We start from the raw sequence: 20,412 nt of genomic DNA, 5'->3' as shown, positions 1-20,412 counted from the left end.
TCAACCGCTTGTTCATATGGAAGCAAAAACTTCCCCCAGTCACGTACGTCCATGTTTTCCCTCCATTTTTTAAGGGGTTGTTTTTTGCGGTTATTCCGCCATGGCGTCCAAACCAACCGCCTGTGAAATATGATGAATGCCGTCTTGTTGCATGAGCTTAAGCAATCCAGCGTTAATTTTTTTGACGATGCCCGGGCCCTGGTAGATGAGGGCGGTATATACCTCCACCAGGCTTGCGCCCGCTCTGATTTTCGCATAAGCGTCTTCCGCCGTAAAGATTCCGCCGGACCCGATAATCGGCAACTTGCCGTTTGTCGCGCGGTATAAGGCGCGGATGACTTCCGTCGAACGTTTATTAAGCGGTTTCCCGCTCAGCCCGCCCGTTTCCGCGGCGTGTCCGCTTTTCAGCCCCTGGCGCGCAACGGTTGTATTGGTGGCGATGATGCCGGAAATGCCGCTTGCCGCAATCGTTTCCGCCATCAGTTGCAATTCGTCCGGCGCAACATCCGGGGCGATTTTGACGAGCGCCGGTTTGACCGGCCTGTCTCCGGCTTTGCGGCGCATTTCCCGCACAACGGCATTAAGCAGCGTTTGCAAAAAATCGCCGTATTGCAGTTTACGTAAATCGGGAGTATTGGGAGAACTGATATTTACCACGAAAAAATCGCCGTATTCATACAATGTGTCGATGCAGGCGCGATAGTCGTTCACAGCCTGTTCGTTGGGCGTCGTTTTGTTTTTTCCGATATTGATGGCGACAGGAACCGGCCTGATGCGCAATGCCCGCATCTTCTCCGCCAGCGCCTGCGCCCCCGCGTTGTTAAATCCCATGCGGTTAATGAGCGCTTCATCCTCCGGCAGCCGAAATAACCGGGGCAACTCGTTGCCCGGCTGCGGTTTGGGCGTGACGGTGCCGACTTCAACAAATCCGAACCCAAACGAAGAAAACGCCGGTATCGCCGCGCCGTTCTTGTCAAGTCCGGCGGCTAACCCTACGGGATTATGAAAATGCAAGCCGAAAACGTCCACGGCCAGTTTGCGGGTCGCCTGCACACCGCAAATGGCCCGCATTGCCGGCAAAACCCCGGGAACATTTGCGGCCAGGCGCAGTCCCGCAATCGTCCTGTTGTGGATCTTTTCCGGGTCTATCCGAAACAATAGCGGTTTCACCAATTTGCGATACAGCATCGAAAATCTCACTCCCGTTTTTCTCTACGCTTAAGTTTAGCTTTTTCCGCGAGAAAATGAAAGTAGCAGGCGAATGTGATATACTGAGAGTAGTTTGTACCGGTATCATTTTTTGGAGGAAGGTTGAGAAAAGTGGCCAATAAAAAAACTTCATATTATGATCGGACGAAGCAAAATGAAGTGAACAAAAAGGCGATCATTTGGGTGGCTTCCATCTTTGCCGGCATCGTGGTCGTCTTGTCGCTACTGCTTATTTTTGAAATATAACGGAATTGAATCCTCTATAACCGCGAAAAAAAGACCTGAACGTTTGTCCAGGTCCTTTGTGCGCCATACCGGTTTTATATTACTTGTTAAACGGTGTATCGGCAATTTTGATCGACTCGGTCGGGCAGCCATCATGGGCGTCTTGCATGTCATCCCACAGATCTTCGGGAATTTCCGTCACCCCACGATTGTTGTCGCCGTCATAAATCACTTCTGCCAATCCGTCGTCATCATAGTCATAAATATCAGGAGCCGTCGCGCCGCAAGCGCCGCAAGCGATGCAGGTCTCTTTGTCGACCCATGTGTACTTTGCCATGTATGCAACCTCCCTAAAAGTTAGAAACAGTTATTTATTGAATTCTTATACCAATATAATATAATCCCGGGCAAAGTTCAAATGCCAATTGGCAATCAACCGTTCTCAATTTCGGATAAAAAGGTCCGCATTTGGCGATGAATCGGATGAATCAGCCCTTGTCCGGTTTTCGCGGGTCGTCTTCCAACATGCCGGCTGTCAGGATCGCGTCCTCGCCGAATTTGTCGCGTATCGCATCCAGCGTACGCGTCAGTTTTTCTTTCTTCGGCTGATTTTCGTAAGCAAACAGGTCAAGTTGCAAGGGCGCGTCTTTCCGCAGCCGCAAATTTTGCAGCGTAATGCCGAGCAGCCGCACCGGATTATCCGGGCGCCACGTTCGCTCAAACAGGCGAACCGCGGTTTTGTACACGTCATCGGCATGTTCCGTAGGCGCGGGCAGCGTTTCCGCCCGCGTGACCGTTTTCATATGCGGATCGCGGATGACGATTTGCACGGTCCCGGCCACAAGCTCTTGCTGGCGAAGCCTTCGCGTCACCTGATCGGCAAGGTTCAACAGCACACGGCGGATATCCGCCAAGTTGTCCATATTGCGGGGAAGCGTAGTCGTGTGTCCGATCGATTTGCTGATGGTTCGGTCGGCGCGGACCGGGTCGTCATCCCGGCCGTTAGCCGCTTTTTTCAACCAGATCCCGTGTACACCGAATGTTTTGATCAGCAAAGATTGTTCGGCGGTTGCCAATTGGCCGATCGTATGAATGTGCAATTGTCGCAGTTTGGCTGCCGTCTTCTCGCCAATCCCGAACAATTCGGCGCACGGCTTGCTCCATAACACTTTGGGCACATCGCGCAGACGCAATACGGTAATGCCGTTCGGCTTTTTCAGATCGGAAGCCATTTTCGCGAGTAGCTTGTTCGGAGCAATGCCGATGGAGCAGGGAAGCGACCATTCTTCGCCGATGCGCCGCTGAATTTGTTCGGCGATTTCCAGCGGCGTGCCGAATTGGGACGAACCGGTAATGTCCGCGTAGCACTCATCGATGGAGACAACTTCCACCAAGGGAGAATATTCATGCACGATAGCCCGGAAGCCGTGAGAAAACGTTCGGTATAAAGCAAAATCAGGCTCAATCAGGATGAGCCGCGGACAAACCTTCAGCGCCTCGCGCACTTGCATGCCGGTGCGCACGCCAAATTTGCGCGCGGCATACGACGATGTGACGATTATGCCCCGGCGCAATTCGACGCTGCCGGCAACGGCAATAGGCTTGCCGCGATATTTTGCGGGCTCCACCGCCTCATGCACCGAGCAATAAAAAGCGTTCATATCGATATGCAGAATCACTCTGCCTTTGGCCGGATACCAATCACTTTTCCTGCTCATATTCGGCTTTTACGGTCGTATAAATACCGCCGCGCACGTTGAATTTGCCGATAACTTGCAATTTTTGCGGTTTAATTTGTTCAACAAAATCCAGTAAAATCCGGTTGGTGACATCTTCATGGAAATGCCCTTCGTCCCGGAAGCTCCATAAATAAAGCTTCAATGATTTCAATTCTACAATGTAGGGTCCGGGAATATATTTGAATATAATTGTCCCGAAATCCGGTTGTCCGGTAACCGGGCAAAGCGCGGTAAATTCGGGGCATTCGATTTCCACTTCATAAATGCGCCCCGGATGCGGGTTCGGAACTGCCTCCAACGTTTTGGAAGGTTTCGTTGGCATCTTGATTCCTCCTCTAAAAACTCTCACATAGAGTTTACTTCGACGCCCTTGTGCGGTCAAGAAAAACAGTGCGCGAAATACCTATCCACAATTGCCTGCAGTAATGCTATAATAGTGTGATAATATTTAACAATAAAGGAGAACCATCCATGCCCGAATCGATCAAAATTTTCGACACAACTCTCCGCGACGGCACGCAAGGAGAAGGCATCAGTTTATCGGTCGAAGATAAATTAAAAATCGCCAGTAAGCTTGACACGTTAGGCATTCATTATATTGAAGGCGGCTGGCCGGGCAGCAATTCCAAAGACATCGAGTTTTTTAAAAGAGTACAGGAACTGTCGTTGAAACACGCCAAAATCACCGCATTCGGCAGCACGCGCCGCAAAGGTACCGACGCCGCCAATGACGCCAACCTGCTTCGCATCATCGAATCAGGGGTAACGGTAGCGACGATTTTCGGAAAATCGTGGGATTTTCACGTAACGACCGCGCTGGAAACTACACTGGAAGAAAATTTGAACATGATTTACGATTCCGTAAAGTTTCTGAAAAGCAACGGTCTGGAAGTCATTTATGACGCCGAACATTTTTTTGACGGTTATCTCAACAATCCCGAGTACGCTCTGGCGACCATTCTTAAGGCGGAGGAAGCCGGCGCCGACTGGGTCGTTTTGTGCGACACGAACGGCGGCACGTTGCCCGAGGATATTTATCGGATTGTAAAAACCGTCGTCGAAAAATTGTCTGTTCCGGTCGGCATCCATGCGCATAACGACTGCGAATTGGGCGTCGCCAATTGTTTGGCCGCGGTAAAAGCCGGAGCGAGACAAGTGCAAGGCACCATCAACGGTTTCGGCGAGCGCTGCGGCAATGCCAACCTCGTGTCAGTCATTCCGAATTTGCAGTTGAAGCTGAACTACCATGTCGTTGACGAAAGCCAGTTGCGTTTGTTAACGTCCGTGGCGCGCTATGTCAGTGAAATCGCCAACGTGCATATGCCGAACAACCAACCTTATGTGGGAACAGGCGCTTTCGCCCATAAAGGCGGCATCCATGTCTCGGCTATTTTGAAGCACTCCAGAACTTATGAGCATATTATTCCCGACCTGGTGGGAAACAAGCAGCGCGTGCTCGTTTCCGAACTGGCCGGGCAAAGCAATCTGTTGTTTAAGGCGCAGGAACTCAACATCGATTTAAACGCAGAAAACATCAAAGCCAAAAACATTATTCAGAAAATCAAGGAGCTTGAACACGAGGGCTACCAATTTGACGGTGCGGACGCTTCATTGGAGCTTTTGCTGCGGCAGGCTGTCGACGACACGATCGAAGAAGTGCTGACGCTCGAATCGTTTAAAATTATCGTGGAAAAAACGTCCAACCAATCTGTTGTCTCCGAGGCGATCCTCAAATTAAAAGTGCACGGCGAAACGGTTTACACCGCCGCGGAAGGCAACGGGCCGGTAAACGCGCTGGATAGCGCGCTGCGCAAAGCTTTGGTGCAATTTTATCCCGATATCCAAAATATGCATCTGACCGACTACAAAGTCAGGGTGCTGGACGAAAAGGACGCGACCGCCGCGAAAGTCCGCGTGTTGATTGAATCGACAAATGCGGAAAATACATGGAGCACGGTCGGCGTTTCGGGAAATATTATCGAAGCCAGCTGGCAAGCGCTCATCGACAGTATGCGCTACGCGCTGCTCGGAAAAACACGGGTCAAACCGCATCCCGAACGGCAGCGCGCGCAAATCGGGCTTGTCAACCACTAAGCTGTTAGCTGCCGTTATCGGCGCCGATTCGTCCGCGTGGTGCGCCATAACGGCATTTTTGCCGTTATGGCGCTGGTTCGCTTCGCGTGGCGTACAGGCAAAAAAGACCTTCCGAAATCGGAAGGCCCTTTTTGCGGCAAACAGATTACAGGCGAAACAACGCCGTAATTTTCCGTTCCATTTCCTGCGGTGACACCAGCCCTACAATCATATCCTGAATGACCCCGTGCCGATCGATCAAAAAGCTGATCGGAAATCCGTCAATCTGGTACAGATCGATCGCTTTTCCTTTTTTATCAAGCAACACCGGAAAAGGAAACGCGTATTGTTTGGCAAACTTCTCCGCGTCTTCCTGCGTGTCAAGCTGCGTCGCATTAACCGCGTACAGATCAAACCGGTCTTGATATCGGTTGTACAGTTCAACCAGGTGGGGAGCTTCCGCTTTGCACGGGTCGCACCAGGAAGCCCAAAAATTAACGACGAGCGGTTTGTCCCGCTCTCCGCCGACGGTAAAACTTTTGCCCGATATATCCTGCAAGCTGAATGCCGGGGCCAAAAAGCCCGGTTTTGCCGCCGCTTCAAGCGCTTGCGCATCTTTGCTTTGGCTGCTTGAAATATTTTGGTATACGGCAATGGAAACCAACAGGATTGCCGCCGCCAAAATGATTACGTTTTTTTTCATTGCCTTTCTGCACTCCCGATTCGATTTTCAATCTGTTTATAACATCATAACGCGAACCGCGTTAAAAATCCAACCCAACGCCCTGGCGTCTTATAGAGGAGCTGTTCCGGGGGAACATTATAAGCAGCAAACGATTGAGGAGTCGTGGAAAATGCAGACACGTACGCGCAAGTCGCGCTTTTATTTCCGAGGCGGAGCGCGTCCCCGCCCCGTTTTTAAACATGAGCAAAACGCCAAAGAAAAGGGCGGCGGCAAAAAACAAATTCTCGAATTCGTGGCGATCTCGTCCATTCCGATTGTGCTTGTTCTCGGCAATTCCATGCTTGTCCCGATACTTCCCCAAATGAAAAGCGCGCTTGATCTAAACCAATTTCAAACCAGCCTGGTTATCACCCTTTTTTCATTGACGGCAGGCGTTTTTATTCCCGTTGTCGGTTATTTGTCCGATCGGTTTTCCCGCAAAACCGTGATCGTTCCCTCGCTCGTAGTGTACGGCGGTGCCGGTATTTTGGCGGGATTCGGCGCAGTTTGGGACTCCTATTGGGTCATCATTATTTCCCGGGCAATTCAAGGTCTGGGCGCTGCAGGGACAGCGCCGATCGCTATGGCGCTGGTCGGCGATATGTACAAAGGCGGAACCGAAAGCAAGGCGCTCGGTCTTTCCGAGGCGGCCAACGGCACGGGTAAAGTTTTAAGCCCGATTTTGGGAGCGCTGCTTGCATTGTTGGTGTGGTACGCCGCGTTTTTCGCCTTTCCTTTTTTCTGCGTACTTTCGCTTTTGTTTTTGCTGTGGTTTATCAAGGAGCCGAAAAAGGAAAAACACGCGCCGCCGCTCAAACAATACGCCCGCACCGTCGCCAAGGTGTTAAAGCAAAAAGGGCGTTGGCTGATTACCGCGTTTTTTGCCGGATCGTTGGCATTGTTTATTTTATTCGGCGTACTTTTTTATCTCTCGGATATTTTGGAAAAGAAACCATACAGCATTGACGGCATACTGAAAGGATTTGTTTTGGCGATTCCGCTGATGGGCATGGTGACGACGTCTTACGTGACTGGCAGCGTCATCAAAAAGAACGGCATTCTGATGCGGTGGCTGATTAATATCGGACTTGCGGTCATGACGGTTTCCCTGGCTTTGACGATCTTTTTTTACCAGAATATCTACGTTTTTATCGGATTGTTGACGGCAAGCAGTATTGGCACCGGATTGCTGCTCCCCTGCCTGAATACCATGATCACCGGATCTGTGCAAAAAGAGGAACGGGGCATGATCACTTCGCTTTACAGCAGTTTGCGTTTTTTGGGGGTGGCGTTCGGCCCGCCGCTGTTCGGCTGGCTGATGGAGATCTCCCACCAAACGATATTCATCACCGTTTCCGCACTTGCCTTCATCACTCTTTGCTTCGTATTTTTCCTGATCAAGCCCGACAAACAAATACAATGAAACAGAAGCATCACGTTTGACTGTACGGTTTCGTCGCGGTATGATGGAATTAGCGATTTTGAAACAAAAGAGGTGTCAGGATGGACGAATTGTACAAAATCGGGGAATTGGCCCGCATGGCGAATGTAAGCCAGCGCACGATCGATTATTACACAAAACTCGGCCTGATTCGTCCGGCAAAACGTTCTCCGACAAACTACCGTCTATACAGTGCCGAAACCGTTGCCCGTCTGAAACGTATTGAGAAATTGAAACAGGAGAAATATTCTCTGGAAGAAATCAAAGAGTTGTTGGCGAAATGGGGAAAAATCGGCGGCACGGAAGAAATAGCGGACAAGATCGCCACGTTGCAAATACGCCTTGAGCAACTGGAACATGAAGTTGCCGAAATCCGGCCGCTGATCGCGCAATTAAAGCCGAGGCAGGTCAAAACGATGCTAAGAAAAATAACGCCGCAAACCGTCGCTTGCATCGAAGCGTTATTCATCTTCTTGGGCCAAGGACCAATATCTTGATAGGGGCTGAGGGAAAATATGTTTTTTGGCACAAAATGGGACTTATTAATTTTAGTGGGCATCGCCATCTCGATGTGGGCTTCTTTTCGGGTGCGCGGAACTTTCAATAAATGGTCGGAAGTCCGCGTCTCCTCCGGAATGACCGGGGCTGAAGCGGCACGAAGAATGCTTGACGCAAACGGCTTGTATGATGTGCCGGTGAAACCGGTCCCGGGCTCATTGTCGGACCACTATGATCCGATCAAGCGCGTCGTCAATCTGTCCGAACCCGTATACGGCGAAAGCTCGATTTCCGCCATATCGGTCGCATGCCATGAAGTCGGCCACGCCATCCAGCACAAAGTTCATTATCCCGCGCTGGTGTTGCGCCATCGGATGGTTCCGGTCGCCAATCTGGCGTCGGGAGCCGCGCCGTTTCTGATTCTCGGCGGGGTTTTGCTCAGGTTCGCGGATTTGATCGGAATCGGCATCTTGCTTTTTTCCGCCGCGGTCGCATTCCAACTGGTTACGTTGCCGGTGGAATTCAACGCCAGCTCGCGCGCCCGGAAAATCATGGTGCAGCAAGGCTTTGTCACGACCCAGGAAGAAAAAGGCGCCGGAAAAGTGCTGAACGCCGCCGCATTGACATATGTTGCGGCCACGCTTGTCGCGCTGATGGAACTGCTGCGGTTTGTCATGATCTTTTTGGACCGGCGCGATTAACCGCAGATTAAATCAGATTAACCGCTCCTACTGAAACAAGCTTTCCTGCCAATCAGGAAAGCTTGTTTTTTTCCGCTTCAAAATGTTCCATCAGAAAACGGCGAAATATTTCCGCAACCAGCGGAAGCTTGTCGGATGTGCGGCGAATGAGGCCGATCGTTCGCGATACTTTGGGCTCGGCTATTTTTATTTTTACGGGCTGCAGCGGGCTCACGCCGGCCAAAGCCGACTCCGGTAAAACGCTTACGCCCATCCCCGCCGCCACCAGACCGCGAATGGTGTCCGTCTCCTCGCCTTCAAACGCAAGTTTGGGCGTGAAGCCGGATTGCAAACAAGCGTCCCACACTAGCGGGCGCAACGAGTACCCCTTGCTGAACAGGATAAACGAATCGTCCTTCAACTCAGCCAAACGGATCGACTCGCACGCTGCAAGCGGGTGATTCGGCGGCAAAATCGCAAACATTTCTTCCGTTAACAAAACGTCGCCGGCAATACGATCGTGGTTGAGCGGACAGGGCGATATAAGCGCAAGATCTATCTCGCCGTTTATGACATCATCGATCAGGCTGTAAAATTTTCCTTGGCGAAACCGGAATTTCACGTTGGGATGCAGCTTTTTGAAATCGGCAACGATGAGCGGGACCAAATTCAGGCCCAAACTGTGCGGAAAACCGATCCGAATTTCCCCCAATTCGGGGTCCAAAAAATCATTCACTTCCATGACCGCTTTTTCAAGATCCGTTAGCAACTGTTCCACTCTCGCCAAAAATAGCTTCCCCGCAGGCGTGAGATGCAGATTTCGCCCTTTTTGCACAAACAGGCTGACCCCGAGCTCCTCTTCCAACTGGTGGATTTGCCTGCTCACCGCCGACTGGGCGACATGCAATTCTTCGGATGCTTGCGTTACATGCTGCATTTTTGCCACTTTTACAAAGTATTGCAATTGTCTGATTTCCAATTTACTCTCCCCGGATCAAGTTAGTCGCAAACGTCACTATTATATCCAATACAGTCCAATTTGTCTTTATGATCTTTCAACTCATACAGGACGAGATTGTCATAATCGGGCGCAAGCAACGGATTTGTCCGCCATGTCCGCAACAGGCGCAAGTGCGGCATAAGCTTTTTCCGCACTTCGGGAGCAAAACCGTTAATAACCGAATTGGTAACCAGTATTTTGTCGGCGGTTCCTTGCCTTAATCGGACAGATTCGGCAAACACGTTCCACGATTTGACCATCACCGCTTCGGCGCCGGATTTTTCATAATCCAACACTCTTTTCTCTTCCCATGTGAAGATCACAACATGTTGCCGGGCGGACATTTCGCGAACATAATCGGACAAGCGGTTTACCGGCTGACCGGCGCGAAACTCCGCGACGGTAACCGCTGTTTGCGCAGCCCACAGGATCGCGAAGACCAGCATGCAGGCCAGCGCGAGCGGCTTTCCTATTCGCCGCAGCCGGAACAACAAGACCGCGACGGCAACAATCAGAATGACATACAGCGGCAGCAAGTGACGCCATTTCCCCAAATTTTGCCCAAATAAAACCCATAAAAAATAGGGCAGCGCAAATAAAGCCAGGACGATGTTGGCTTCTTTGGCAAACATCCGCACCCTGGCCCTTGGCGCAAAGAGCGGCAGCAACCAGGCCATGAGCAAAACGACGACGGCTGCCGCCGCGGCAATTCCATGCAGCCAGGCAAACGGATATTCCGTCATTCGCGGAAAGTTTGCCGCGATGTACCCGCCGCCTATCCCGACTTCCACCCATTGCTTTTTCAGCCACAGTATGATGGCTGGCAGCGCCTGCGCTTGTTCGGCAAGCGTATTGCCCCATTCGGCGAAATGCCCTTCCGTAAACGCTTTCCCAAGGGCGAAATATTGAACCAAACCGCCTTCCGTACGCGCCATCGGCAACAGCCAAAGCGCGATGGAGCCGATGCCGATAAAGAGCGCCGCGCCCAATTTCAACAGTTTTAACCGAGCCGGCGCGCGGCAGCGCAGCCATTTTGCCAATACAAAAAAAAGCACGGACAACAGCGGAAAATAGGACAAACGTACGCCAAGCAGCAACCCGCCGCAGACGATGCCGAGCAGCAAAACGGCAAACAATGTCCGCTCCCGCGTCTCGCCAACGGCAAAAGCGGCAATCCACAGCATGAGTAAAGCAAGCATAAGACCTGCCGCATCCGACATCGGCTGAATGCTTGTGAGAAACAAGGCCGGATGCAAGGAAAATAAAACCGCACAAAAAACAGCCAAGCCAATGCTGCAATGCTTAGCCGCCAATCGTTTAACAAGCAAATATAGCAATACCGCCGAGCAGGCGCCGCATAAGCCGGAGAGAAAAGACAGGCTTGATACCGGGCTGTAGCCCAGGGTGTTTAACAGCATGGCGGGAAAAACAAACAGCGGATAACCGGGAAAATGAGGCTGCATCGCCAAAAGATCGAAGCGCTCGACAGCGAGCGCAAAATCCGCTTCATCCCATGACGATGCCCGATTTCCGGCAAATGCGATATGCATCAGGAAATTCCCGGCAAATAGAAGACAGAGAAACGAAGCTTCATGCCGCTTCCATGCAAGATTAGCCCGCCAACGATTTTTTGACATGCAAAACACCGTGTTCAGCCGACTTCTTTTTTTCCCGCTCTCTCGCTTCCACTTTACTGATCCACAGCATCAAGAAGAACGTAACAATATAATAGATCCAGTAAGCCGCAAATTGCTCGACGGACGGATTTTGCGTATAGCCGAACATGGAATTCAGGAATACGCCAACGTTGCCGCTAATGAGCGTATCTTTGCCGTGATCGCGAATATAATGCAACTCATCCTGCGGGTGCTCCGGCAAGATGGAAACCAGATTGTAAACTTCTCCGATTTGTCCGCCCTTGGTCATATAAACGCTGCCCAGTTTCCCCATGTCTTGCATCATGCCGATACTGTTGGAAATCAACCCGGCGGCGATAAAAATGATGAAAATACCGGTAACTTTAAAAAAGACGGACAACGGAATCTTCCTCGTTCCCTTAAAGAAAACATACGAAATCGCGCACGCGGCGATAATTCCGGCCAGCGCTCCCCAACTGGTCAACGCTTTGCCGATGTCTCCGGCGGAAATGGCGGCAAAGAAAAACACGGTTTCGACGCCTTCCCTGAGCACCACGAGGAATGAGTGCACCGTCATGTTCCAGAAGCTGCCCGACGATACGATTTTTTCAACCTTCGCTTCCGCCCGGTTCTGTGTGCCGCGCGCCTGTTTGGCCACCCAAATGACCATATGCGTCAAGAGCACCGCCGACGCAAACATGATCCCGGCGCGCAAATAGGTCTGGCTAAGCATACCCCCGAAGCCGGAGAGGACAACCTGAAACAGATAAGCAACCACAAGGCTTGCGAATATGGCCAGCAACGATCCGAACGCGACCCATTTCAAATATTGTTTGGCGTTGATCCGGATCAAATACGTGCAAATAATTCCGACGATCAAAAGTGCCTCAAGCGCTTCACGCAGAGTGATCAGAAATGCCGAAAACTGCGGAAATTCCATAACGCCTGGTCTCCTTTACCCGATGCTCGATCTAAAACAATCTGTTTTTCTTGGCAAGCCAAAGGCCCAATGCCATAAGGACCAGCACACCGCCGATAACAGACACGCTCACCCACGGATTGACTCTCGATTCTTTATTGTTTCCAACCGTTGCGGAAGCCGCTCCTTCCGGCACATGATGACTGCCGGCATACTTCTGAAACGAAATGGGTTTTCCGTCTATCAGAAAAGCAAAATGCGGAGTGATTTCGCCTAAAATAATATCAATTTGCTTTTTCAGCTCATCAGGATTCTTTTCTTTTTTCCCGACACCGAACAATCCCGGATTGCCAAGCGCCAAAATGGTTTTGTCAAAAGCGGCGTCCAATTTCTCAATTGTCTCGGGCGACGATTTTGCGGCCAACAAGGGCGACAATACGCGAAATGTTCCTCTCGCTTTAGCCAACAGCAACTTGGCCTGGGCGTAATCATCGATACTCTGCTCGGCTGATGTAAACCTGCGCAGCAAGTTCAAAACAAGCAATCCCTGATAGTTGTTCAGCGCGAGATCGCGATTTTTCGCTTGAAAATCCCGCTCCAGCTCCTGCTCAACGTCATCGCCGAAATGAAGCGCGATTTCTCCCTTGAATTCCGTGAGCAGCGCATACGCACCATCCCAATCCGCAGGCTCGCGTTCAATTTTCGCCGCAATTGTGTTATAGGCTTCAGCCAATTCTTCCTTGTTCGGATCGCCGTATGAATAAGCAAATGCCGTTTGCGGCGTGATCATGACGATTAAGCATATGAGCGCGACAGCTGCTTTCAGTTTCTGCAAATTGCATCCTCCGATCCTAATTGAGAATCGATATCAATTGTCACTGTTAATGATAATCATTTTCAATTAAAAAATCAACCTTTGCCGGTACAAATTGTTCACATTTCATGCCTGGCGGGAAAAAGCAGCGGAAAAGCGGCAAAACCGCAGATGAAACCGCCCAGGTGGGCAGCCAGATTGACATTGGGGACAATAAGCGAATAAACCGCCGCGACGAGCAAAATGATGACTATGACTTTGCGCGATTGATTGTCCAGCAGCCGCTTGCGGAACAGCCCGATAAAGATATATGCGCCATATACCCCGAAGATAGCGCCGGAAGCGCCTGCGGAAACAATCCCGTGCGCAGCGGAAGCGTTCATAAACCCGCTTGTCAGATTGCCCGTAAGCCCGCTGCCGATGTAGAGCGCCAAATAGGATAACCTGCCCATGATTCGCTCGAGCGGTGGCGCAAAAACGAAGATCGCAAAACTGTTGAACAGCCAATGTTCGACGCCAATATGCAAAAACATGGCGGTAAAATAGCGCCAATATTCCCCGTTAAACGGCGGAACGTTCACCATCGCGCCAAACCGGACGAGCGTTTCCAGGTTCGTTGATCCGCCATTTATCGCAAGCAAAACAAAGACCAGCGAGTTGGCAAGGAGGATCAGGGTAGTGACGGGATACAAACGAATATAATCCTTGAATTTCTCATAACGTAAAAACACCATTGCAAAATTCCCTCATTCAATCTAGAATGTTTATTAAACAAAAATAAACCCAATATATTTGCCGGCACAGGCAAATTTAAGGAGGAAAAATTCATGGCAAACGAGCGACAAGGCGTGGCGACGCTGAAAGGAAACCCGATCACATTAGTGGGTCCGGAACTGAAAGTTGGAGACGCCGCTCCCGACTTTAAATTAAATAAAGACTTGCTGACGGAGGTATCGCTTGCGGATTACGCCGGAAAAGTAAAGCTGATCAGCGTAGTGCCTTCTCTCGATACCGAAGTATGCGACGCGCAAACGCGCAGATTCAACCAGGAAGCCGCGAACCTCGGCGATAAAGTGGCCATTCTCACCGTCAGCGTTGACTTGCCGTTCGCGCAATCCCGCTGGTGCGGCGCGGCAGGCATTGATAAGGTCGTAACGCTGTCCGACTATAAAACAAGAAAATTCGGCGAATCGTACGGCGTTCTCATCAAGGAACTGGCGCTTTTGATGCGGGCGATATTTGTCGTCGATGAGCAGAATAAAATCACTTATGTGCAATATTTGCGGGAAATGACGGAACATCCCGATTACGACAAGGCGATCGCCGCGGTCAAAGCGATTGTGTAACGCATACAAATGCAACATACGGGCGCAAACCGCCGGATAAAATTCCGCAGTTTGCGCCTTTTTTCCGTTTATTTGATGCGCGCATCGTTGAACAATCTGTCAAAGTCCGCATACAGTTTCATGATGGTTCGGTAATTCGCTCCCAGGTCTCCGAGCGAGCCGCGGGATGCGGAATAGATGTCGATTGCCGTTTTCATCGGCGTAATGGCGAACAACGTCAACGTGATATCGAGCGTGCGGCCGAACGGTGTTTTGCCCTCCACCACAATTTCTCCGACGTTTTTTACTTCATGCAGAACCTTGTAGCCGCGCTTTTTTTTCAGGTGATCGACCACCTTCTGCCAAACCTGGTCGCGCGGCAATTTGTAGTAACGCGTTTTTAAAAGTGGATCTTTCACATTTTCCCCCGTCGTTTCAAAGCCTTTGAAAATGCCGATCAATGTACGTTTCAGCAAACGGTTTACCTCCCCGGAAATGCCATTATCCATAAGTTGTTAAATTAAAGTTATATCTCAGTATAACACGTTTGCCGCATGAGAAAAACCTTACGCCGCCGGATCCCTGACATCCAAAGCGGGCCGAAAACCGACCCGATTGCCGCTTATTTGCTGAAAAGAATAATTCACAACTTCCGTCATGGAACCATCCTTGGGACTCAACAGGTAAAATTGCATGCCTGAACCTTGCTGCACAGAAGCGGTCGGAACCGAGACGGAAAAATAACCCCAATCCGGCGCGCCGGCGCTTGCCTGCACAGCTTTCTCCGCCAATACGGCGCCGTCGTCCGTTATGATGCGATAGTTCAGCATGCCTTCAAAAGCCCGGGCCATGCCGCGAAACTCGACATGATCCGCGGCTTGAACAGGGGCAAACAAAACGATATTCGCCGATTGGGCAAAAATTAGCGGAATATTGGGCAAACCGACCAATTGCGGGAACGGATTGCCGGACGAATCCATAAAAACAATGTCTTTCGCCAATACGCCGTTTACTTTTGCCAGCGCGGTCGGATAAGTCATCGGTTGTGTCGCGACGCTTCCCTTCGGCGGATCAGCCAATTTGACCACAACAACATAGCGATCCGCGTATTGCCGGACTGCAACGATTTTGATACTGTAACCGCCGGAACTTTCTTCGCCGCGGGTTACCAACAAGTAAGTGTCGCCGCCGACAACCATCGATTGCCCCAAACATTTATCCTTGGATCGTTCCACCCACTGTTTTACTTCCTCCGGCGCGCCATCCGGGCGAACCGTCACAAACGGAACATTGGCGACCGTCTCGATCAACATGCGATTATTTTCTTTATCCCACTTGACTTCTTTTCCCAACGAATTCGTGATAAAGCGCAATGGCACATAAGCGGTTCCCTTGTACAGCATCGTGAGCGGCACACTTTCGCTTCCGGAAGCAAATTTTCCGTCCGACACGAGGCTGGATTCGATTTTCTGCCCGTCCAGCCAGTAGGTGAGATTCGGGATCGACACATCAATCCGGATGCCGTTTGCCGCATAAACCGCTCCGCCGACACATAAGCTGCCGACAACCGCCCCTAGAATAAAAGCGCGAAATTTCCCCATTAGAATCCCCCATCGTAAAATTTGTAAGCGATGTCATAAATGACGCAAAAATGGCCTGAAAAGTTGCGCTGATTTTGCAAAAACCATTTACTTTGTGAAAATATGGTTGCCAATCCGCTTGATTTGCGGCCGCGACCAAATCCAGGAAGATGTCGCCGTATTCGGATTGAAGTAGTACAGCGCTCCGCCGGAAGGGTCCCAGCCGGAGATTGCCTGGGTGGCGGCTTTATATGCATCTTTGTCGGGCGTAAGCCAAATTTGCCCGTCTTCTACGGCGGTAAAAGCGCCCGGCTGGAAAATGACGCCCGCCAACGTATTCGGAAACAACGGGCTTTTTACCCGGTTTAATATAACCGCCGCCACCGCCACTTGGCCGATATACGGTTCTCCTCTAGCTTCGCCGTAAACAACTCTGGCAAGCAACGTGACATCCTGCTTGCTGAATGACGAACTACTTGCGGAAGTATAACTTCCGGCCGTTGTCCCCATCCCGGGGCGCCAGTTTTTTGTCGCTTTCCACAGCATTAATTTTGTTTTGGGCCCGACGATTCCATCCACCTTGCGCAGTCCGAATCTCCATTGAAAAGTGCGTACCGCATTGTAGGTCTGCCAACCGAATCGGCCGTCGATTTTACCCTTGTAGTAGCCCAAATACGAGAGTCTGCCTTGCAGTTCGTACACATCATCCCCGCGGGAGCCGACAACCAGAATTTGCTTGCTGAACGAATACAATTGCCGCGGCGCGGCCATCGGCAAAACCAGCATAGCCGTTAAACACAACAGAAAAAGCCGCAGCAAAAATTTTCTCTTGCGCATAAAACCAAACACCCCCATCTAAGGAACCCGTTCATTTACCTTAGTATGGGGGCGGCGCAACAGAACTATGCACGCTTCAAAACGACTTCAAACCGGCAGACTTCCAGTCCGCCAAAAAGCGCTCGATACCGGCATCAGTAAGCGGATGTTTCATCATCTGGCGAATCACTTTAAAGGGCACCGTGGCAATATCGGCGCCAAGCATTGCCGCTTCGATCACATGCGTGGAATGTCTGACGCTTGCGGAAATAATCTTGGTGTCGATTCCGTGAATCTGGAATATTTCGCTTACTTCCTTGATTAAATTCATGCCGACCTGGTTGATATCGTCAAGACGGCCGATAAACGGAGATACGTATGTCGCGCCCGCTCGCGCCGCCAATAAAGCTTGTGTGGAAGCAAAAACAAGCGTCACGTTTGTTTTAATGCCCAATTTTTTAAAGCGGTTGGCGGCTTTCAAGCCTTCTTCCGTCATCGGCAGCTTGATGACGATGTTTTGCCCCAGTTCCGCCAATTTTTTCCCTTGTTCGACCATTTCATCCGCCTTCAAGGCGATAACCTCGGCGCTGATTGGCAGGTCGCCGACGATTCCGGCTATTTCCCGGATGGTGGCAAAAAAATCTTTGCCTTCTTTGGCTATTAACGAAGGGTTGGTGGTAACGCCCGAGATCACGCCAGTTTCATGCGCCTCGCGGATTTCATCCACATTTGCGGTATCAATGAAAATTTGCACGGTTTTCTCCTCCTCGGTTTCGAAGCGTACTTATGTATGAAAACCCGCATATGCCGTCCGGTTTTCGCGTTTCTGAACCCGCTCTCGCAGGTGGGTGCCCGCAGCGCCACTTTTGCCTTCCCCTTTTGGGGGCGTGGCAGCCATAGCGAAATATAAGGCTCCCAAGAAACTGTCATTGGTTCAAAACTTAGACAAACCGCAACGCACATCGCAGATTTCTTTTTTATTATAGCCCTGGGGAGAGCGAAAGTAAACGCAATTCCATAATCATCCTTGCCCGTCATGCTCTGTTAGACCGGCCGCATCATCCAATTGCCCGCCCTTAATTTCACTGTTTTCCGCTTTTTCCGCCTCGACACGCTCGCGCATCTTCGTATACATGCGGTAAAAAAGCAAAAACGTAACGTAAGCGATTACACTCCAGGTGAAGAACACGATCGGGAAAAAGTTAAACATCACGCTGACATAAATGGCGGCCACCGCGGTTGCGGCCATCGCCAGCGATGTGAATAACCTGCCGATCGTAACAAGCAGCGCGTTTTTAAGCAACTGCCAGGTTGTCAATTGAATATGCACCATCAAGGAAAAAAACTGGAACAGCGATACCGCCAAATACCCGATCAAGACAAGAAATAATATCGAGAGCGCACTGGCCAAACTGTTCATCGATTTATAAAATTCAATGTTGATATAGGCCACCACAAACAGGATAACGTAAAACAAGCCGCCAAGCATGCTCTGTTTGTAATTTTCCTTGAACCCTTTAAAAAAGGTTTTGAAAAGCGGCACGTCCAAATCGTTCATCACCCATTTGCGGGCAACCGTAAACATGGCCGCCGCTGAGGGAAAGGTGGAGAAGGGAGCCACCGCCATGGCCAACAGCACCGACATTCTCGCCGTGTCGATGTTGGCCTGGGCGGATCCGGCGGAATAAGCTCCCCACATTAACAGCAAAAAGAAGATCGAAGGCAATGAACAAAGCAAAAATAACAGGTTGATTACGGAAAATCGCATGATCCACTCCGATAATCGGTAAAAACCGCCCATCAGGCCTCTCATTTCCATGTTGTTCGCCCCTTCCCGAAAGTTTCGACCGTGACCCGGCCGTCAATCGTTCGCGTCATCCGCGTCATAGGAAACATTTCTTTTGCTCACGCTGCCGGACGAAAAGTTTTTGCCGCCGCTTTTTCGTTCGTAATATGATTTTCCGGCCGGTTTGCCGCCCAAGACATATTTGCCGCGTGAAGAGCCGCCGGTCATGCGCGACGATGCGTTTCTTTGGTTGGAGCCGAAATAGCGTTTGCCGGAAAGCGACAAGTCTTTCTTGCGCCGCTTCACGGGCAACGGATTCTCCGGCGTCAATTCGATCTCGACATCTTTTTTTTCGCCTGTCAGCATCTTTAATGCCGCCGCCAAAAGCTGTACGGAATCGTATTGTTCCAGCAATTGGATGGCAACACCTTTATATTCGCTCGCCGCATTATTCTGGACAACTTCCAACAGCCGTTCCGCGATAATTTTTTGCTTTCCTTCCATCGCGTCGGCAATCGACGGAAGCGGTTTGCGCGTGATCCGATGCCTGGTGATTTTTTCGATAAAACGCAGATGATCCATTTCCCGCGGGGCGACAAACGTCCACGCCGCGCCTTCTTTCCCGGCGCGCCCGGTTCGGCCGATCCGGTGCACGTAGCTTTCCGGGTCCTGGGGCAGGTCGAAATTGATTACATGCGTTACGCCGGAAACGTCAAGTCCCCGCGCCGCCACATCGGTTGCAACCAGAACATCGATGCTGCCCTCGCGGAATTTGCGCATCACGGTGTCGCGTTGATGCTGCGAAAGGTCGCCATGCAAACCGTCGGCGGAATAACCGCGTTTTTGCAAGGCTTCGCCCAGTTCGTCGACGCGGCGTTTTGTGCGCCCGAATACGATAGCGAGCTCCGGCGACTCCATATCGAGCAGGCGGCATAGCGCCTCAAATTTTTGCCGCTCATGCACCTCAATATAGGATTGCGAAATAAGCGGGACGGTAACTTGTTTGGGAACGACGGAAATATGCGCGGGATCGCGCAAAAACCGTTTGGCCAAAAGCTTGATGTTCTCCGGCATCGTCGCCGAAAACAACATCGTGTGGTGTTCGGCGGGAACCGCCTGCAAAATGGCCTGGATATCGTCCAGAAAGCCCATGTCGAGCATTTCGTCCGCTTCGTCCAAAACAACGCTTTGCACATCATCCAAGCGGATGGTTTTGCGTTGGATATGATCCAGCAGCCGCCCAGGGGTTCCGATTATGATTTGCGGTTTCTTTTTCAGCGCGCGGATTTGTCGGGAAATGTCTTGTCCCCCGTAGATCGGCAGCGTGCGAACTCCTTTGAATCTGCCCAATTTGCCGATTTCTTCGGAAACCTGAATGGCCAATTCCCGCGTTGGCGTTAAAATCAAGGCGACGATGCGCTCTTCCCGCGCGGCGATGCCCGAAATGAGCGGGATGCCGAAAGCGGCCGTTTTGCCGGTTCCGGTCTGCGCCTGGCCGATCAGATCGCGTTTTTCCATGGCGACAGGAATCGTTTTTTCCTGCACGGGGGTAGGCTCCTCAAAACCCATTTCTTTTATGGCTCTAAGTACTTTTGGTTCGAGATTTAAATCTGCAAATGTTGTCAACTTCTTCATACTCCTTTTTTCTATTTGAAGCCAAAAAAAAGCATTTCCCTAAACCAACAGGAAAATACCGGTTGCGCCCAAGAATATCTTTAGTAGTATACCACATCTGTTTCTGATGTTTCCACTTTATTCGGCCGATTTCATATTTTTGTAACCTTTCGGCTATCATGATACAATTTTTTTCATGGACGCGCTTTGTGAAAGGCGGAATAAAAATGGCCCGCAAGTTTCCTTCCATCCTGCATCATGCGATCGGCTATGCCGCATCCGTTCTGGGCGCCGCGCTGATCGCTTTCGGCTTCAACACGTTTCTGATCCCC

The 20,412-nt window shown here is 50.8% G+C and carries 22 protein-coding genes and 1 other RNA gene; 6 read left to right on the top strand and 17 right to left on the bottom strand.

Annotation, left to right across the window (positions count from 1 at the left end; genetic code table 11):
- Positions 1–90: 90 nt before the first annotated feature.
- Entirely contained in the window at positions 91–1,188 is a 1,098-nt protein-coding gene (locus VF260_12620) for a quinone-dependent dihydroorotate dehydrogenase (GenBank protein ID HEX7058022.1), read from the bottom strand.
- A gap of 132 nt (positions 1,189–1,320) precedes the next feature.
- Here VF260_12620 and VF260_12615 point away from each other — a divergent pair, with 132 nt between their 5' ends.
- Positions 1,321–1,455 carry a hypothetical protein gene (locus VF260_12615; protein HEX7058021.1) on the top strand — a complete coding sequence of 45 codons (135 nt, stop codon included), beginning with the start codon at positions 1,321–1,323 and terminating at the stop codon, positions 1,453–1,455.
- Positions 1,456–1,534: 79 nt separating this feature from the next.
- On the opposite strand, the gene VF260_12610 is transcribed toward VF260_12615, so the two are convergent.
- From VF260_12610 to queF, 3 genes are all read right to left on the bottom strand, one after another.
- Positions 1,535–1,771 carry a ferredoxin gene (locus tag VF260_12610; GenBank protein HEX7058020.1) on the bottom strand — a complete coding sequence of 79 codons (237 nt, stop codon included), beginning with the start codon at positions 1,769–1,771 and terminating at the stop codon, positions 1,535–1,537.
- A 151-nt stretch (positions 1,772–1,922) separates the two neighbouring features.
- Positions 1,923–3,152: a DNA polymerase IV gene (locus tag VF260_12605; GenBank protein ID HEX7058019.1), complete on the bottom strand. Its 1,230-nt coding sequence runs from the start codon at positions 3,150–3,152 to the stop codon at positions 1,923–1,925.
- On the bottom strand, positions 3,136–3,495 hold the full coding sequence (queF, locus tag VF260_12600; protein ID HEX7058018.1) for a preQ(1) synthase: 360 nt from the start codon (positions 3,493–3,495) through the stop codon (positions 3,136–3,138). Before queF ends, VF260_12605 begins: the two co-directional genes overlap by 17 nt.
- Before the next feature lie 149 nt (positions 3,496–3,644).
- Between queF and cimA the strand changes: the two genes are divergently transcribed.
- Entirely contained in the window at positions 3,645–5,267 is a 1,623-nt protein-coding gene (cimA, locus tag VF260_12595) for a citramalate synthase (GenBank protein ID HEX7058017.1), read from the top strand.
- 145 nt (positions 5,268–5,412) lie between these two features.
- Here cimA and VF260_12590 read toward each other — a convergent pair whose 3' ends face one another.
- Positions 5,413–5,949 carry a TlpA disulfide reductase family protein gene (locus VF260_12590; GenBank protein ID HEX7058016.1) on the bottom strand — a complete coding sequence of 179 codons (537 nt, stop codon included), beginning with the start codon at positions 5,947–5,949 and terminating at the stop codon, positions 5,413–5,415.
- Between the two features lie 151 nt (positions 5,950–6,100).
- Between VF260_12590 and VF260_12585 the strand changes: the two genes are divergently transcribed.
- From VF260_12585 to VF260_12575, 3 genes are all read left to right on the top strand, one after another.
- The gene (locus VF260_12585; GenBank protein HEX7058015.1) at positions 6,101–7,393 is read left to right on the top strand and encodes an MFS transporter; all 1,293 of its coding nucleotides are present in this window, start codon (positions 6,101–6,103) and stop codon (positions 7,391–7,393) included.
- A gap of 80 nt (positions 7,394–7,473) precedes the next feature.
- Positions 7,474–7,908 carry a MerR family transcriptional regulator gene (locus VF260_12580; GenBank protein ID HEX7058014.1) on the top strand — a complete coding sequence of 145 codons (435 nt, stop codon included), beginning with the start codon at positions 7,474–7,476 and terminating at the stop codon, positions 7,906–7,908.
- An 18-nt stretch (positions 7,909–7,926) separates the two neighbouring features.
- Positions 7,927–8,610 carry a zinc metallopeptidase gene (locus VF260_12575; GenBank protein ID HEX7058013.1) on the top strand — a complete coding sequence of 228 codons (684 nt, stop codon included), beginning with the start codon at positions 7,927–7,929 and terminating at the stop codon, positions 8,608–8,610.
- Positions 8,611–8,662: 52 nt separating this feature from the next.
- Here VF260_12575 and VF260_12570 read toward each other — a convergent pair whose 3' ends face one another.
- The 5 genes from VF260_12570 to VF260_12550 form a co-directional block, all read right to left on the bottom strand.
- Positions 8,663–9,568, bottom strand: a complete 906-nt coding sequence (locus VF260_12570; protein ID HEX7058012.1) for a LysR family transcriptional regulator — start codon at positions 9,566–9,568, stop codon at positions 8,663–8,665.
- Between the two features lie 20 nt (positions 9,569–9,588).
- The gene (locus tag VF260_12565; GenBank protein HEX7058011.1) at positions 9,589–11,139 is read right to left on the bottom strand and encodes a hypothetical protein; all 1,551 of its coding nucleotides are present in this window, start codon (positions 11,137–11,139) and stop codon (positions 9,589–9,591) included.
- A 61-nt stretch (positions 11,140–11,200) separates the two neighbouring features.
- Entirely contained in the window at positions 11,201–12,166 is a 966-nt protein-coding gene (locus VF260_12560) for an FTR1 family protein (GenBank protein ID HEX7058010.1), read from the bottom strand.
- A 31-nt stretch (positions 12,167–12,197) separates the two neighbouring features.
- Positions 12,198–12,980, bottom strand: a complete 783-nt coding sequence (locus tag VF260_12555; protein ID HEX7058009.1) for a hypothetical protein — start codon at positions 12,978–12,980, stop codon at positions 12,198–12,200.
- Positions 12,981–13,078: 98 nt separating this feature from the next.
- On the bottom strand, positions 13,079–13,693 hold the full coding sequence (locus VF260_12550) for a rhomboid family intramembrane serine protease (protein HEX7058008.1): 615 nt from the start codon (positions 13,691–13,693) through the stop codon (positions 13,079–13,081).
- 93 nt (positions 13,694–13,786) lie between these two features.
- Here VF260_12550 and tpx point away from each other — a divergent pair, with 93 nt between their 5' ends.
- On the top strand, positions 13,787–14,305 hold the full coding sequence (gene tpx / locus VF260_12545; GenBank protein HEX7058007.1) for a thiol peroxidase: 519 nt from the start codon (positions 13,787–13,789) through the stop codon (positions 14,303–14,305).
- A 68-nt stretch (positions 14,306–14,373) separates the two neighbouring features.
- Here tpx and VF260_12540 read toward each other — a convergent pair whose 3' ends face one another.
- From VF260_12540 to VF260_12510, 7 genes are all read right to left on the bottom strand, one after another.
- Positions 14,374–14,760 carry a DUF1499 domain-containing protein gene (locus tag VF260_12540; GenBank protein HEX7058006.1) on the bottom strand — a complete coding sequence of 129 codons (387 nt, stop codon included), beginning with the start codon at positions 14,758–14,760 and terminating at the stop codon, positions 14,374–14,376.
- 90 nt (positions 14,761–14,850) lie between these two features.
- Complete coding sequence (locus VF260_12535; GenBank protein HEX7058005.1) at positions 14,851–15,885, bottom strand: Gmad2 immunoglobulin-like domain-containing protein; 1,035 nt, start codon at positions 15,883–15,885, stop codon at positions 14,851–14,853.
- An 87-nt stretch (positions 15,886–15,972) separates the two neighbouring features.
- Complete coding sequence (gene sleB / locus VF260_12530) at positions 15,973–16,650, bottom strand: spore cortex-lytic enzyme (GenBank protein ID HEX7058004.1); 678 nt, start codon at positions 16,648–16,650, stop codon at positions 15,973–15,975.
- A gap of 127 nt (positions 16,651–16,777) precedes the next feature.
- A complete protein-coding gene (gene fsa, locus VF260_12525) occupies positions 16,778–17,434 on the bottom strand; it encodes a fructose-6-phosphate aldolase (GenBank protein ID HEX7058003.1) in 657 nt (218 codons plus the stop codon).
- A gap of 37 nt (positions 17,435–17,471) precedes the next feature.
- Positions 17,472–17,654, bottom strand: a non-coding RNA gene (gene ssrS / locus VF260_12520) — 6S RNA.
- A 47-nt stretch (positions 17,655–17,701) separates the two neighbouring features.
- Entirely contained in the window at positions 17,702–18,499 is a 798-nt protein-coding gene (locus tag VF260_12515) for a DUF624 domain-containing protein (protein HEX7058002.1), read from the bottom strand.
- Between the two features lie 42 nt (positions 18,500–18,541).
- Complete coding sequence (locus VF260_12510) at positions 18,542–20,092, bottom strand: DEAD/DEAH box helicase (protein HEX7058001.1); 1,551 nt, start codon at positions 20,090–20,092, stop codon at positions 18,542–18,544.
- Positions 20,093–20,412: the final 320 nt, after the last annotated feature.

The organism is Bacilli bacterium (genome assembly GCA_036381315.1).
GTDB lineage: Bacteria > Bacillota > Bacilli > Paenibacillales > KCTC-25726 > DASVDB01.
Note: the sequence above shows the minus strand (reverse complement) of the source record. Positions and strands in the feature narration are given on the sequence as shown.